Annotated in this window: 13 protein-coding genes; 6 read left to right on the forward strand and 7 right to left on the reverse strand. The window is 73.7% G+C overall.

What is annotated here, in order from left to right:
* Positions 1-14: 14 nt before the first annotated feature.
* Positions 15-1,085: an alkene reductase gene (locus ACLB9X_RS00360; protein WP_410358124.1), complete on the reverse strand. Its 1,071-nt coding sequence runs from the start codon at positions 1,083-1,085 to the stop codon at positions 15-17.
* A 159-nt stretch (positions 1,086-1,244) separates the two neighbouring features.
* Here ACLB9X_RS00360 and ACLB9X_RS00365 point away from each other — a divergent pair, with 159 nt between their 5' ends.
* The gene (locus tag ACLB9X_RS00365; protein WP_410358125.1) at positions 1,245-1,754 is read left to right on the forward strand and encodes a MarR family winged helix-turn-helix transcriptional regulator; all 510 of its coding nucleotides are present in this window, start codon (positions 1,245-1,247) and stop codon (positions 1,752-1,754) included.
* A gap of 183 nt (positions 1,755-1,937) precedes the next feature.
* Here ACLB9X_RS00365 and ACLB9X_RS00370 read toward each other — a convergent pair whose 3' ends face one another.
* Entirely contained in the window at positions 1,938-2,996 is a 1,059-nt protein-coding gene (locus ACLB9X_RS00370; protein ID WP_410358126.1) for an aminotransferase class V-fold PLP-dependent enzyme, read from the reverse strand.
* 75 nt (positions 2,997-3,071) lie between these two features.
* On the opposite strand from ACLB9X_RS00370, the gene ACLB9X_RS00375 reads away from it, so the two are divergent.
* The gene (locus ACLB9X_RS00375) at positions 3,072-3,563 is read left to right on the forward strand and encodes a GNAT family N-acetyltransferase (protein WP_410358127.1); all 492 of its coding nucleotides are present in this window, start codon (positions 3,072-3,074) and stop codon (positions 3,561-3,563) included.
* A 54-nt stretch (positions 3,564-3,617) separates the two neighbouring features.
* Here the strand turns inward: ACLB9X_RS00375 and ACLB9X_RS00380 are convergent, their stop codons facing one another.
* The 3 genes from ACLB9X_RS00380 to ACLB9X_RS00390 all read right to left on the reverse strand — a co-directional run bounded on the left by ACLB9X_RS00380 (position 3,618) and on the right by ACLB9X_RS00390 (position 6,666).
* On the reverse strand, positions 3,618-4,328 hold the full coding sequence (locus ACLB9X_RS00380) for a DsbA family oxidoreductase (RefSeq protein WP_410358128.1): 711 nt from the start codon (positions 4,326-4,328) through the stop codon (positions 3,618-3,620).
* 168 nt (positions 4,329-4,496) lie between these two features.
* On the reverse strand, positions 4,497-4,994 hold the full coding sequence (locus tag ACLB9X_RS00385; protein WP_410358129.1) for an N-acetyltransferase family protein: 498 nt from the start codon (positions 4,992-4,994) through the stop codon (positions 4,497-4,499).
* Positions 4,995-5,136: 142 nt separating this feature from the next.
* A complete protein-coding gene (locus tag ACLB9X_RS00390) occupies positions 5,137-6,666 on the reverse strand; it encodes an aldehyde dehydrogenase (NADP(+)) (protein ID WP_410358130.1) in 1,530 nt (509 codons plus the stop codon).
* 169 nt (positions 6,667-6,835) lie between these two features.
* On the opposite strand from ACLB9X_RS00390, the gene ACLB9X_RS00395 reads away from it, so the two are divergent.
* The 4 genes from ACLB9X_RS00395 to ACLB9X_RS00410 all read left to right on the forward strand — a co-directional run bounded on the left by ACLB9X_RS00395 (position 6,836) and on the right by ACLB9X_RS00410 (position 11,036).
* The gene (locus ACLB9X_RS00395; protein WP_410358131.1) at positions 6,836-7,606 is read left to right on the forward strand and encodes an IclR family transcriptional regulator; all 771 of its coding nucleotides are present in this window, start codon (positions 6,836-6,838) and stop codon (positions 7,604-7,606) included.
* A gap of 81 nt (positions 7,607-7,687) precedes the next feature.
* Positions 7,688-8,590, forward strand: coding sequence for a hypothetical protein (locus ACLB9X_RS00400; RefSeq protein WP_410358132.1), 903 nt, complete (start codon positions 7,688-7,690; stop codon positions 8,588-8,590).
* 187 nt (positions 8,591-8,777) lie between these two features.
* Positions 8,778-9,770, forward strand: a complete 993-nt coding sequence (locus ACLB9X_RS00405; protein ID WP_410358133.1) for a sensor histidine kinase — start codon at positions 8,778-8,780, stop codon at positions 9,768-9,770.
* 36 nt (positions 9,771-9,806) lie between these two features.
* Positions 9,807-11,036, forward strand: coding sequence for a TerD family protein (locus tag ACLB9X_RS00410; RefSeq protein ID WP_410358134.1), 1,230 nt, complete (start codon positions 9,807-9,809; stop codon positions 11,034-11,036).
* A gap of 45 nt (positions 11,037-11,081) precedes the next feature.
* Here the strand turns inward: ACLB9X_RS00410 and ACLB9X_RS00415 are convergent, their stop codons facing one another.
* Together ACLB9X_RS00415 and ACLB9X_RS00420 are read right to left on the reverse strand one after the other, a co-directional pair.
* The gene (locus tag ACLB9X_RS00415) at positions 11,082-12,680 is read right to left on the reverse strand and encodes a TROVE domain-containing protein (protein ID WP_410358596.1); all 1,599 of its coding nucleotides are present in this window, start codon (positions 12,678-12,680) and stop codon (positions 11,082-11,084) included.
* A gap of 315 nt (positions 12,681-12,995) precedes the next feature.
* Entirely contained in the window at positions 12,996-14,411 is a 1,416-nt protein-coding gene (locus ACLB9X_RS00420; protein ID WP_410358135.1) for an alkaline phosphatase PhoX, read from the reverse strand.
* Between the last annotated feature and the right edge of the window lie 542 nt (positions 14,412-14,953).

Genomic DNA, 14,953 nt, shown 5'->3' on the forward strand with positions numbered 1-14,953 from the left:
GCGTGTCCGGCCGCTCAGACGAGGGCCGGGTAGTCGATGTAGCCCTGGTCGCCGCCGCCGAAGAAGGAGGACGGGTCGGGGGTGTTGTAGGGCCCGCCGGCCCGCAGCCGGGCCGGCAGATCGGGGTTGGCGAGGAACAGGGCGCCGTACGAGATCAGGTCGGCGACGCCCTCCTCGATCAGCGCCAGCTCCCCGGGGCCGGTCGGGCCGTCGGTCGCCGCGTTGAGCACGACCGTGCCGCCGAACAGCTTGCGCAGGGTCTGGACGAACTCCCGTTGCTCGGGGGTGGCCTCGATGAGGTGCAGGTAGGCCAGTCGGAGCGGTTCGAGCCGCTGGGCGAGGGCGGTGTAGACGGCCTCCGGCTCCGGCTCGTCGATGTCGTTGTACGGGTTGGCGGGCGAGAGCCGGATGGCGGTGCGCTCGGCGCCGATCTCGTCGGCCACGGCCTTGACGGCCTCCACGGCGAAGTGGATCCGGTTCTCGGCGGAGCCGCCCCACTCGTCGGTGCGCAGGTTGGTGTTGGGCGCCAGGAACTGGTGGATCAGGTAGCCGTTCGCGCCGTGCAGCTCGACCCCGTCGAAGCCCGCCTCCACGGCGTTGCGCGCGGCGGCGGCGAAGTCGGCGATCGTCGCCCGTACCTCCTCGGCGCTCAGCTCCTTGGGCGTGACGAAGTCCTTGGGGCCCTCGTGGGTGTAGAGCTGCCCCTGCGCGGCGACGGCCGAGACGCCGACCGGGACGAGGCCGTCGGGCAGCAGCACGGGGTGGCCGATGCGGCCGGCGTGCATCAGCTGGGCGAAGATCGTGCCGCCCGCGGCGTGCACGGCGTCGGTGACCTGGCGCCAGGCGGCGATCTGCTCGCGGCTGTGCAGCCCGGGGGTGTCCGGATAGCCCTGGCCGACGACGGAGGGCTGGATGCCCTCCGTGATGATCAGGCCGGCGGAGGCGCGCTGCGCGTAGTACTCCACGACGGACGGCGTGGGCGTCAGGCCGGGACCGTGGGCGCGGCTGCGGGTCATCGGCGCCATGGCGATGCGGTTGGCGAGCTGCCTGCCGCCGAGGCGGATCGGGTCGAATGCGGTGGTCATGATGATCGTCCCCAAACATAGTTGGTCGGCCAACTAATGGCACGCAGGCCACTGTACCCCATTCATTGGCCGACCAAAGTAATATGTGTGACAGCATCGTGAACACGGGCCGCACCCGCCCGGCCGCCGCAGTCCCCAGGGGTGTCCGAGGAGGTCACCATGTCAGCCGCGCCCGAGATCCGGGGCGATGCCGCCTGTACCGAAGCGCTCCCTAACGCCGCGCGCGGCGGCCCCGTGAGCCACGCGCTCTCCCGGGTGGCGCGGCTGCACCGCATCGCCGCGGGGAAGCTGCTCAGGGATCTGGACCTCTACCCCGGCCAGGAGTTCCTGATGATGCGCCTGTGGGGCGCCGGGCCGGTACGGCAGTCGGAGCTGATCAGGGAAGTGGGGCTGGACCCCTCGACGGTCACCAAGATGCTCCAGCGCCTGGAGCAGACGGGCCACGTCAGCCGCAGCCCCGATCCCGCCGACCGCCGGGCGGTCGTCGTGGAGGCGACGGAGCGCAGTTGTGCGCTGCTCGCGGACATGTCGGCGGCCTGGACCGCCCTGGAGGAGCAGACGCTGGCCGGCCTGGACCCGGACGAGCGCCGCGAACTGGCCCGCCTCCTGGGCAAGGTCGAGGCGAGCCTGTGCACGCAGACGGCGGACTGCGGGGAGGCGACGGCGTGAGGGCCGCGGTGGTCCGCCGGCGCGTCGCGGGCGGCGGGACGTAGGGCGCGACGGCGGGCACGCCGGCCGGCGCGGGACGAACGGCGCGACGGCGGCACACGCCGGCCGGCGCCAAACGAAGGGCGCGACGGCGGCACACGCCCGTCAACGCGGGCCGAAGGTCCAGACGGCGGCGCGCGCCCGTCAGCGCGGGCCGATGCGCTCCAGCGCGCGGTCCACGTCCTCGCCGGTGTTGTACAGGTGGAACGCCGCCCTCAGGTGGCCCGCCCGCGCCGAGACGACGATGCCCGCCGCGGCCAGCCCGGCCGCGCGGCCACCGAGGCCGGGGACGGCGACGATCGCCGAGTCGCCCGGCACCGGGTCGTGTCCGAGGGACACGAGACCGGCCCGGAAACGCCGCGCCAGCGCCACCACGTGCGCGTGCACCGCGTCGGCGCCGATCTCCTCCAGCAGCGCCAGCGACTGCTCGCCGCCGTGGTAGGCGAGGAAGGCCGGGGGCTCGTCGTAGCGGCGTGCCGAGTGCGCGAGCTCGTCGATCGGGCCGTACGTCGTCTCCCACAGCCGCTCGGCCGCGAACGTGCCCGCGTGCATCGGCACCAGCTCGGCCTGCGCCTCCTCCGTCACGGTCAGGAACGAGACGCCCCGCGGGCACAGCAGGAACTTGAAACCGCCCGTCACGGTGTAGTCCCACTCCCCCGCCCGCAGCGGCAGCCAGCCCGCCGACTGGCTGGCGTCCAGCAGCGTACGGGCACCGTGCGCCGCCGCGGCCGACCGCACGGCGACCATGTCGGCGATCCGCCCGTCCGCCGACTGCACCGACGAGAGGGCCACCAGCGCCGTGCCGGGGCGCACGGCCTCGGCCAGCGTGTCGAGCGGCGCGTACCGCAGCTTCAGGTCGCCGCGCACCGTGAACGGCGTGATGACGGAGGCGTACTCCCCCTCGGGGAAGAGGACTTCGGCGCCCGGCGGCATCGAGGCGGCGATCAGCCCGACGTGGACCGAGACCGAGCCGCCGAGGGCGACGCGCCCCTCGTCCACTCCGGCGAGCCGGGCGAACGAGCGGCGTGTGGCGTCCACCGCGCCCGACTCCCCCGAGCCGCCCGGGCGGCCCGCGGCCAGCTCCTCGGCTAGCCGGGTCACCGCGCGGACCGTGCGGCGCGGCAGCAGCCCGCACACCGCGGTGTTCAGATACGTCGACGTGGGTGCGAACTCGCCGCCGCCGAGGGCGTGCAGTCTCTCCATGAGGCCACCCTCCGGTGCTCGGGACGCCCGGTCAACAGCGCCCCGGGCACCTGCCCCGGCAGGTACGGTCCTGTCATGCCCGCATGCACTCCCCTCGTCCAGCGCCTCCATGCCGATCACGTCCCCGCCCTCCTCGCGTTCGAGCGGGAGAACCGGGAGCACTTCGCCGCGTCGGTCCCGGACCGGGGCGACGACTACTTCGCGCGGTTCGACGAGCGGCACGCGGCGCTCCTCGCCGAACAGGCGACCGGGCTGTGCCACTTCCACGTGGTCGTCGACGGCGACGGGCGCGTGCTGGGCCGGGTCAACCTCGTCGACGTGGCCGACGGCAGCGCCGAACTCGGCTACCGCATAGCGAAGAGCGCGGCGGGGCGCGGCCTCGCGACCGCCGCCGTGCGCGAGGTGTGTGCGCGGGCGGCGGCGGAGTACGGGCTGACCGAGCTGCGGGCGCGGACCACGGTGGACAACGCCGCCTCGCGCGCGGTGCTGGCCCGTACCGGCTTCACGGCCACCGGCGACATCGTGCTGGACGGCCGGCCGGGCATCGCCTACGTACGCCCCCTGTAGGAGCCGCGCGGCACCGGGCCGCGCGGCGTCCGCACGAGCGGGCCACGCCGCCCGTCACGCCGAGGAGACCTCGCAGGACCCGTCGGCGTCGCAGCCCGGGGAGCCGTCGGTGCCGACCGGGGTGAGCGCCCGGCCCTGCCACGCCTGCTCCAGGGCCTGCGTGAAGACCTCCGCGGGCTGTCCGCCGGAGACGCCGTAGCGGCGGTCGATGACGAAGAACGGCACCCCGGTCGCGCCCAGCTCGGCGGCCTCGCGCTCGTCGGCCCGTACGTCGTCCGCGTAGGCGTTCTCGTCGGCCAGGACGGCGCGCACCTCATCCTCGTCGAGCCCCGCCTCGACGCCGAGCGCGACCAGGACACCGGCGTCGAAGACGGACCGCTCCTCGGCGAAGTTCGCCCGGTAGGCGAGGTCGAGGAGCTCGTCCTGGCGGCCGCGGGCCTTGGCGAGGTGCAGCAGGCGGTGGATGTCGAAGGTGTTGCCGTGGTCGCGCCCCTCGGTGCGGTAACCGAGGCGCTCGGCACGGGCGTTGGAGGCGACGTGCTCCTCCATGGCCCGCGCCTCCTCACGGGTGCGCCCGTACTTCGCGGCGAGCATGTCGATCACGGGCGCGGTGTCGCCCTTGGCGCGGTGCGGGTCGAGTTCGAAGGACCGGTGCACGACCTCGATCCCGTCACGGTGCGCGAAGGCGGCGAGCCCCTTCTCGAACCGGGCCTTGCCGATGTAGCACCAAGGGCAGGCGATGTCGCTCCAGATCTCGACGCGCATGTCTTCTCATCACTCCAGGTCGTGCGGCTCGGGGCATGCGGAGGCCACCTCCGCGCCAGGGTCAACACCCACGGACGCCGTCCCATTCCGGACGCGGCGCCGGAGTGGAGGACAGGAGTCCGCTGCGCGCCGTCGACGCCGCCCACGCGGGCGTGAGCTCCGCCGGCCTCACGGCGCGCTCCGACGGCTCAGCGCCAGCCGCAGCACCAGGTGGTTGCCGGAACGGGGTTCGTCCGGGTCCGGGAGCCAGCCCTGGCGGGCGTAGAAGTGCTGGGCGCGGGTGTTGTGCTCGAACACCTCCAGGCGGGCCGTCGTCACCCCTGCCCGCTGCCACGAGGCGACGCAGGCGGCGTGCAGTTCGGTGCCGATGCCCGCGCGCCAGTGACCGGGGTCGACATGGAGCTGGGTGAGGTGCATGACGCCGTCGATCTCACGCGACGCGGCGACGCCCGCGACCGTGCCGTCCCGCTCGGCGCAGAGCACGGTGCCGCGCCCTATGGCCGCCTCCCAGCCTCCTCGTACGCGGGCGTGTTCGGCGGGGCTGTCGAACAGTTCGTCGGCGATGTGGCCGCGGTAGTAGCTGGCGCGCGCCTCGGCGTGCAGGGCGGCGATGGCGTCGAGATCGGCCGGTACGGCGTTCCTGATCATGTAAAGGGGGACGCGCACCGCTCAGGCGTGGTTGCGGGACGACGCGGCGTCCGCTGCCCGCCGGCCCCGGCCGTACCGGTCACGTGGTTCCGTACGCGCACGTCGTCGCCCGGCGGGGTGCGGACGGGCCCATGGTGTAGCGCGGTACGGCCGCTCGGAGTCAGTGCTCGCGGCGGCCGTCGACGCGCCGGGGCAGTCCGAGCGGGTTGTCGTCGCGCAGCTCCGGCGGCAGCAGCGCCTCGGGGGTGGTCTGGTACGTGACCGGGCGCATCCAGCGCTCGATCGCGGTGCCGCCGACCGAGGTCGACGTGGACGTGGTCGCCGGATAGGGCCCGCCGTGGTGCTGGGCGGCGGCGACGGCGACGCCGGTCGGCCATCCGTTGACGAGGACGCGGCCGGCGAGCGGGGTGAGTTCGGCGAGGATCGCGGCGCCGTTGCCGTTGCCCTCGGCCTCCTCACCCGAGAGGTGGACGGTGGCGGTGAGGTTGCCGGGGAGGCGGGACAGGACGGCGGTGACGTCGTCGTGGCTGTCGTAGCGCGCGACGACGGTGACCGGCCCGAAGCACTCCTCCAGGAGCAGGTCGTGCTCTCCGTCCGCGGCGAGCCGCGCCGCGGGGACGGTCAGGAAGCCGGGGCTGACGGTGTGCTCGGAGCCCGCTCCGGGGGTCACGGGGGTGTCCACGTCCGGCAGGGCGGCGCGCTCGGCGACTCCGGCGACGAAGTTGTCGCGCATGCGGTGGTCGAGCAGCACGCCGGCGGCGGTGTCGCTCACCGCGTCCGTGAGCGTCTTGACGAGCTGGTCGCCCGCCGGTCCCGCCGGCGCGAACACCAGACCGGGCTTGACGCAGAACTGGCCGACGCCGAGCGTCATGGAGCCCGCGAGGCCGGTGCCGATCTGTTCGGCGCGCTCGGCGGCGGCGGCCTCGGTGACCACGACCGGGTTGAGCGAGCCGAGTTCGCCGTGGAAGGGGATGGGCACGGGCCGGGCCGCCGCCGCGTCGAACAGCGCGCGTCCGCCGCGTACGGAACCGGTGAAGCCCGCCGCCGCGACCAGCGGGTGCCGCACGAGCTCGACGCCCGCCTCGAAGCCGTGCACCAGGCCGACGACCGTCTCCGGGATGCCGTGTTCGGCCGCCGCCCTGCGCAGGAGTGCCGCGACCAGCTCGGACGTCGCCGGGTGGTCGGGGTGGGCCTTGACGACGACGGGGCAGCCCGCGGCGAGCGCGCTCGCGGTGTCGCCGCCGGGCACGGAGAAGGCGAAGGGGAAGTTGGACGCGGCGTAGACGGCGACGACCCCGAGCGGCACCTTGTAGCGGCGCAGGTCGGGCACCGGCGGAGTGGCGGTCTCGTCCGGGTGGTCGATGATCACGTCGAGGAAGGCGCCCTCGTCGACGATGTCCGCGAACGCGCGCAACTGGTAGCAGGTGCGGGCCAGTTCCCCGGTGAGGCGTACCGGGCCGAGGGCGGTCTCGGCGTCGGCCGCCTCGACGAGCCGGTCCCCCGCGCCGTCGAGGAGTGCCGCGGCGGTACGCAGGAAGGCGGCCCGGACCGTACGGTCGGCGAGTGCGGCGCGGGCGGCGTGCGCGGCCCGTACCGCGGTGTCGATCTCCTGGGCTGTGGCTTCCACCGCAACCTGTTCGCGCTGCTTCCCGGTTCGGGGGTCGACACTCCAGACTTGTGCTGCTGCCACCGTGTATTCCTTCCCGGTCTCTGCCCTCCACCAGGATTTGTTCGGTATTCTGAACAGCGTTCCCGGTGATGAATCTGCTGGGGACTCTATTTCCGGGCGTTCCGCGGGGTCAAGGCGTTCCCCGCGGTCAGGACGGGCACCGGAGAGCGTTCGAGAGGGGCGAAGAGCGATGTCAGCAGTCGATTCCGGTGGAGCGCAGGTCAAGTCCGCGGTGCGGACGGTCGAGTTGCTCGAGTACTTCGCCGGGCGCCCCGGCATGCATTCCCTCGCCGCCGTTCAAGAGGCCGTCGGCTATCCCAAGTCCAGTTTGTACATGCTCCTGCGCACGCTGGTCGAGCTCGGCTGGGTCGAGACGGACGCCACCGGCACCCGCTACGGCATCGGCGTGCGCGCCCTGCTGGTGGGCACCTCCTACATCGACGGCGACGAGGTCGTCGCGGCGGCCCGGCCCACCCTGGACCGGCTCTCCGACGACACCACGGAGACGATCCACCTCGCCCGCCTCGACGGCACCAACGTCGTCTACCTCGCCACCCGGCAGTCGCAGCACTACCTGCGCCCCTTCACCCGCGTCGGCCGCAGGCTCCCCGCGCACTCCACGTCGCTCGGCAAGGCGCTGCTCGCCACGTACAGCGACGAGCAGGTGCGCAAGATGCTGCCGGAGACGCTCGCGCAGCTGACCGAGCACACGATCACCGACCGCGAGAAGCTCATCGAGGAGCTGCACGTCGTCCGCGAACAGGGCTACGCAGTGGACCGCGAGGAGAACACCCTCGGTCTGCGCTGCTTCGGCATCGCCATTCCCTACCGCACGCCGGCGCGCGACGCGATCAGCTGCTCGGTGCCGGTGGCCCGGCTCACGCCCGCGCACGAGCAGATGATCAAGGACGCGCTCTTCGACGCCCGCGACCGCCTGACCCTGGCGACCAGGCGCCTCTGACGCCGTCTCCGCCGTGCGGCGGAGGCGGATCGTCGCGACGCAGGAGGCGTGCGTACGCCGTTGCCCGGGAGCGTTGGGGGCATGACACCGACATCGCTCCCGACGGGCGCCGCCGCCCTCCTTCCCGTACGACGCAGCCCGCTGCGGTCCGCGCTGCGCGCCGTCGCGATCGCCGCCTGCCTGCCGTACCTGGGACTCAAGATCGCCTGGATCTCGGGCAGCCGCATCGGCATCCCCGAGGGCAGCGTCCTGTTGGACCACCGTGCCCTGATGGCCGTCGTCAACAGCGTCACCGTCATGATGGACGCGGCCGTCGTCGTCCTCGCACTGCTGCTCACACAGCCGTGGGGCATGCGCGTGCGCTCCTGGCTGCTCGGGGTGCCGATGTGGGGCGCGACCGGGCTGCTCACCCCGATCATGATCGGCTTCCCGGTGCAGCTGGCGGTCTCCACTGCGGGCGGCACCACGACGCAGGACGTGGACGAACCGTTCCTGGACGGCTGGGTGTTCCAGGTCGTCTACGGCGGTTTCCTCCTCCAGGGCCTCGCCCTCGGCACGCTCTTCCTGCTGTACGCCAGGGACCGCTGGAGCCACCTGTGGCAGGGGCGCGTGTGGGACATGCCCTCCGCCGTGACGGGCCGGCCGGTACGCGCCCTGACCGTGGCCGGTGCTCTGATCGCGCTGTTCCCGGCCGTGATGCACCTGATGTGGGCGGCCGGATCGACCGTGGCGATGCCCGCCGCCCGCGTGGCACACCGCAGCAGTGACCTCTACGTCCTGGAGGGGGTGCGCGTCGCCTTCATCGCCGCGGCCGTCGCCGGAACGCTGCTGCTCGCGTTCCGCGCCGCCCCCGCACTGCCGGTGAAGCTGCCGCTCGGCGCGGCCTGGGTCGGGGCGAGCGGACTGGGCGCCTGGGGTGCCTGGCTGACGACGACCGCCGCGATGCCCCGGGTGATGGCGCCGAGGAGCCCGCGGTGCTGCTGACGCTGACCTACGCTGGGGAGATGATCTCCGGCCTGCTGCTCAGCGCCGCCGTCGCCCTGCTGCTGCGCAGGCGCGGCGCGTGAACGACCCGCGACGCGCGGCGGGCCGCGAAAGGAGCACCGGCGGGAGGGGGTCCGGCGGGAAGAGGCCCGACGGAACGAGGTCCGACGGGAGGGGAGTCGGCGGGATGTGGCGCGGCGGGCTGCGGGCGCTGTTCGGGCGGCGGGCGCGGCTCCGCTGGGTCCATCTGGTGCTCGGCGGCGCCCTGTTGATGCCGTTCTGGCTCGTCGGGACGACCGTGGTCGGTCCGCTGGGCGACACGGGGAACCTCTTCACGAGCTCGTTCGCCGTGCAGTTCGGCGCGTACCTCGTCGCCCTGCCGCTCGCCGCGATCGCCGCGCTGCTGCCGCTGGCCAGGCCGCTGTCAGTGGGCGTCGCCCGGGCGCTCACCGGGGTGCCCGCCGAGCTGTTCGCGGACGGACCCGCGCACAGCTGGGCCGCGCGCCTGCGCGCCTCGGGCTGGTTCACCCTGCATCTGGGCATCGGCGCGCTGGTCAGCGGTGCGTCGCTCGTGCTGCCCCCGTTCGCGGTCACGCTGATCATCGCGCCGCTGAGCCGCTCGGTGCAGGACTTCCTCCATGTGCCGTGGTCGATGCGCCCGTTCGACCGTCTCGTGCTGCTGCCGCCCGCGGGACTCGCCATGCTTCTCGCGCTCGCCGCGTGCTCGGCGGCGGCCGGGGCGCTGCTGGCGCGCCAGGCGCCGGTGCTGCTCGGCCCGACCCCCGCCGACCGGCTGGCCGCGGCCGAACAGCGGGCCACCCGGCTCGCCGAACGCAACCGCCTCGCCCGCGAGCTGCACGACTCGGTCGGCCACGCCCTCAGCGCGGTGACCCTGCAGGCGGGCGCCGCGCGCCGGGTGCTGGACAGCGACGTGGAGTTCGTCAGGCAGGCGCTGACCGCGATCGAGGAGACGACCCGGCGCACCGTCGGCGAACTCGACACGGTGCTCGGCCTGTTGCGGCAGGACGGCGAGGGGGCGGACCGCGCGACCGGTCCGACGCTGGACACGCTGGACGGTCTGGTGTCCCGCAGCGGCGTGCGCGTCGCCGTGCACACCGAGGGAGACCCGGCCTCGGTGCCCGCCCACGTCTCCCGCGAGGCGACCGGTGACCGAGGGTAAGGGAACGGCAAAGCGGTCTCGGTCGTTACCCCTGGCATGACAGCTATGACCCCCGGCTCGAACATCCCCCTGGCCGCCGCCCGCGTGGCGGTGGACGTCGCCGCCCCGGTGCGGCTCGACGTATCGGGCCTGCTGCTCACCGCCGACGGCAAGGTCCGCTCCGACGACGACTTCATCTTCTACAACCAGCCGCAGGGCCCCGGCGTCACCTACCGCTCCGGCGGGGGCACCGCCCCGGACGCGATCGTGGTGGACACCGCGGCCGTCCCGGCCGGCATCGAGAAGATCGTCGTGACGGCCAGCCCGGACGCCGCGGGACAGACCTTCCAGGGCATCGAGCCGACCGCGACCATCCGCAACGCGGACGACGGCAGCGCGATCGCGACCTTCACCCCGCCCCGGCTGGGCGCCGAGACCGCACTGGTGGTCGTCGAGATCTACCTGCGGAACGGCGCCTGGAAGGCCCGCGCGGTCGGCCAGGGCTATGCGAACGGCCTGGCGGGCATCGCCACCGACTTCGGCGTCTCGGTCGACGAGGAGCCCGCGGCCGCCCCGGCCCCCGCACCGACGCCGGCTCCCGCCCCCGCGCCCCCCGCGCCTGCCCCCGCGGCTCCCGACCCGCGCATCGCCGCGGCCGTTCCGCCGCCGCCGGCAGCGCCGCCCGCCCCCGCCGCACCGGCCGCCGCCGGGAAGATCAACCTCGACAAGGGCCGCGTCAGCCTGCAGAAGAACCAGACCGTCTCCCTGGTCAAGGGCGGCCGCCCGCTGCTCTCGCAGGTCAAGATGGGCCTCGGCTGGGAGCCCGCGTTCCGCGGCAAGGACATCGACCTCGACGCCTCGGTCATCGCCTACGGCCCCAGCCGCAACCACCTGGACAGCTGCTACTTCGGCAAGCTCTCCATCCTGGGCGGGGCCATCAAGCACTCCGGCGACAATCTGACCGGCGAGGGCGCGGGCGACGACGAGGTCATCGTCGTCGACCTCGGCCGGCTCCCGGCCGACGCGACGGGCCTCGTCTTCACGGTGAACTCGTTCTCCGGCCAGAAGTTCACCGAGGTCGCCAAGGCCTACTGCCGCCTGATCGACGCCGCCACCGGGGAGGAGCTGGTCCGCTTCGACCTCACGAGCGCCGAGCCACAGACCGGCGTGATGATGGCCAAGCTGATCAGGCAGTTCTCCGGGGAGTGGGAGATGACCGCCATGGGCAACTTCGTGAAGTCCCGCACGGTGCGCGGCATGGTCAAGCCGGCGGCACAGGCTCTGTGACGCCCGCACCACCGGGGACGTCCTCGCGGCGTCCCCGGTGGCCGCTCACCGCCAGGGCCAGTCGGCCGACATCCCCCGCTCGATGAGGGGCACCATCCGGAAGGCGGCGTCGGTCAGCCCGCCGAAGGTGTGCCGGTTGGCGCCGCCGGAGGGACCGTGGCCCATCCGGTAGCCCGCGAGGTTCCAGGTGTAGACGGGGACGCGGGCCGGGACCTGGGCGGTGGGATCGCCCAGGCGGTGGTACGCGGCCTGCTCGTCGGTGACGATCAGTACCCGGTCGTGGCTCCGGTAGTGCGCCCGCACGGCCGCGGTGGTGTTGGTGCCGCCGAGCTCGCCGAAGCGCCCCAGCACCTTCAGCACCGACTCCCGCTTCGTGTACGCCACCGGGCTGTGGCCCGTGCCGAACTGGACCAGGTCCGCCTTCTCGGCGCGCATCGCGACGGCCGTGCCGAAGACCGCCGCCGCGTCGGCGCGGTTGAGCTCCGAGCGGCCGGACAGCGGCGACCACATCGACCCCGAGCGGTCGACGAGCACCAGCGTCCGTCCCGGCAGGGCGGCCACGTTCGCGAGCGAGTGGCCGAGGGCCACCTCCAGCGGGTACGCCCAGCGCAGCGACGGCGCGTGCCGGTACGCGGCGAGGTAGCGGAAGGGGAACTGCCGCGACGCGGCGACCGCTTCCGGGTCCGAGATCCGTGCCGCGACCTGTGCGGCGACCTCGTCCGAGACCCCGGCCTCGTCGAAGTTCCGCAGGTTGCGGACCAGCGCCATCGGCCCCATGGAGGGGATCACGGCCTCCCAGGCCGCAGCGTCCATCGGTCCCTGGAGCCAGCCCGCCAGCGCCTCCCAGGTCATGCCGGCCGCGGCCAGACGCTCGGCACCGCCGGGCGCGACGACGGCGGCCCGCCGCTCCGCCACGGGCAGCTCCATCAGCTCCCGGTGCGCCGTGAGCACCCGCAGCGAGGCGGGCGGCTCGGTGCGGTCGGCGTGGTGCCTGCGGTCGAGCGCGTACCGGAACAGGTCGCCCTGCCAGGGCTTGGCGGGATCCGGCGATGCGTGCACCAGGTTGAGCACGTCGCCGAAGCGGTACCCCTTGCTCGCGGTGTCGTACTTGAGCAGCGACCGGGCTCCGTACAGCCGCCGCACGGCGTCCGCGACACCGCGCTTGACGGGCTTGGGCAGGGTCCGGCCGTACCGCGCCGTCCAGTACGCGAGCAGTTCGCCGGGCTCGTCGGCGCGCTGCAGCACGGAGTCGACGACGCGGCGGTTGTCCCCGCCCGGGGTGGCGCCCGCGGAAAGTCGGGCGTGCACGAACTCGGCCGCGCCGACGATCGACGCGGTCCGCAGGTGGGCGCCGGTCCGCAGCCAGCCGAGCAGCTCGGCGGTCCACTGCGGGTCCTCGACGGCAAGCCTGCGCACGAGCGCCGCGAACCGGTTGTCGCGATCCGCGGCCGCCTCGTAAAAGGTCTGCCGGCCCACGAAGTTGGCCAGCGCGAGCAGATAGAGCTCGGAGTGCGGGTCCCGCTCGAACCCGGCGGCGCCCTCGTACGTGCGCGGGGCGGGAAGCGCGTCCGTCGCGTCAGGAAGCGAGCCCGTGGCGTGAGGAAGGGAGCGGACGGCGGAATACGGTGCCGGTTCCTCGTCCAGGTAGAGAACGCGGCCGCCGGGGCCGACATAGGAATAGGGTGCGGCCTCGGTGCGGGCCGCGGCGCTGTTGAAGCGAGTGATGGAAAATCCCCCCGAGTTTCCGGAGAACACACCGGGCGCACGGGAAACGGGCGCCTCACGAAACTGCGCCTCCCGAGATCCAGGATGGCAGCGGCGTCTTTTTGTCAGAGGAAGTAGCCGCGGCCTGCGCACCGGGAGGTGCAGTTCGTGGTGACGACTCTAGAAAACGGGGTGCCGGGCGCGCCACGTATTTTCCGGCGCGCCCGCCCGGCCCGGCGCGCCCGGCCGGCCCGCTCAGTGCGGGTTCGGCTGGCGCCTCCAGGGGCCGGTGATGGCGAACATGACGCCGGGGGACTGGATGCTCGCGTACAGGGTGCGGCCGTCGGGCGAGAAGACGACACCGGCGAACTCGCTGTAGTCCGGCTCCTCCTCGCTGCCCACGTTCAGCTCGTTGCGCGCGATCGGGTACGTGCGGCCGCTGTCGGTGGCGCCGAACAGGTGCTGCACGCCCTCGCCGTCCTCGGCGATGATCAGGCCGCCGTACGGGGACACGGTGATGTTGTCCGGGCCGTCGAAGGCGCCGTCCCGCGACGCGTCCGGGTTCACCCCGAGCAGCACCTTCAGGGTCAGCGTCCGGCGGCGCGGGTCGTAGAACCAGACCTGGCCGTCGTGCTGGGCGGGGCTCTCCTCGCGGGCGTACGAGGAGACCACGTAGACGCCGCCGTCGCCCCACCACATGCCTTCGAGCTTGCGGCCCCGGGTGACCTCGCCGTCCGTGAACTGCTTGCGCACGGAGACGGTCCGGGCGTCACGGTCGGCAACCTCGGCCCAGTCCACGCCGTAGACCGTGCCGATCTTGGTCGCGCGGGACAGGTCGTCCACGAACCGCCCGCCCGAGTCGAAGCACTTGGCTGCCTGGAGCACGCCCGCGTCGTCGGCGAGGGTGCGGAGCTGCTCGCGGCCGTGCGTGAAGCCGTGCGGCGGAACCCAGCGGTAGAGCAGGCCGTTGGGGCCCGAGGCGTCCTCGGTGAGGTACAGGTGGGCGCGCTTGGGGTCGACGACGACGGCCTCGTGGGCGAAGCGGCCGAGCGCCTTGACGGGCTCGGGCGCGCGGTTGGCCCGGCGGTCGTAGGGGTCGACCTCGAAGACGTAGCCGTGGTCCTTGGTCATGCCGCTCTGGCCGGCCCGGACCTCGGTCTCCTCACAGGTGAGCCAGGTGCCCCAGGGCGTCCGGCCGCCGGCGCAGTTCTGCACGGTGCCGGAGATGCCGACCCACTGGGCGACCTCGCCGCCGCGGTGGCTCTCGACGACGGTGCAGCCGCCCGGCGCGGCCGGGTCGTAGACGAGGCCGTCGGCAAGCGGGACCGGGTACGCGACCTGGCTGCGGTCGCCCTTCAGCTCGTGGTTGACGACGAGCAGGGTCGCGCCGCGGGGCCCCTCGAACGTCGCGGTCCCGTCGTGCTTGCCGGGCGTGAACTCGCCGGACTCCAGGCGCGTGACGCCGGTGCGGGTGAGGATGCGGTACGAGAACCCGGCGGGCAGCGAGAGGATGCCGTCCGGGTCGGGCACCAGGGGGCCGTAGCCGGGCTCCCGGTCACGTTCCCCGTCTTCGTCCGCGAGGGCCCCGGGGGCGGTGGCGAGCGCCCCGACGGCTCCGGCGAGAGCGACGCCCGCGGACTGTCTGGTGAATTCCCTGCGGCTGAGCGGCATGAGGTCTCCTGGGTGGCCACGCGTCGATCGGACGCTCGCCACGATGACGCGCGCACCTGAACGCGCCCTGAACACCACGAGGCCCTTGGGCGGGCGGCGGACCGGTCCGCGCTCTCGTGCGCGGCCGGCCCCGTGCGCGTCACGCCCCTGTGACGGGGCCAGGCTTCTCGGGCGTGGCCCGGTCCGTGACCGCAGCGTCGGGCCGCGGGGCCCTTGGGCGGGCGGCGGACCGGACTGCGCGCCGCGCGCGTAGCCGCGCGTGGACCGGGTTACGCGCTCGGGCGTGGCCCGGTCCGGGCGCGTGACGCCCGCTCTCCCGGGCCGGGCTCCCCTGGCCCGGCCCGTCCGGACCCACAGCGTCGGGCCGCTCCGGGGCTCGAATTCGGGACTGCTTTCACGAACCTGCGTCGCGGTATCTCACGACGCCTTACGTCCCGAACACGACCCCTGCGCGTCCCTCCCCCTGGCGAGGCGGACGGGGTTGCCGTGGTCGGGCAACTGCCGGCACCCGCTCCCCACGGGCAGCGAGGCCATCCCGGGGA

The organism is Streptomyces sp. 5K101 (genome assembly GCF_046506645.1).
Taxonomy (GTDB): Bacteria; Actinomycetota; Actinomycetes; order Streptomycetales; family Streptomycetaceae; genus Streptomyces.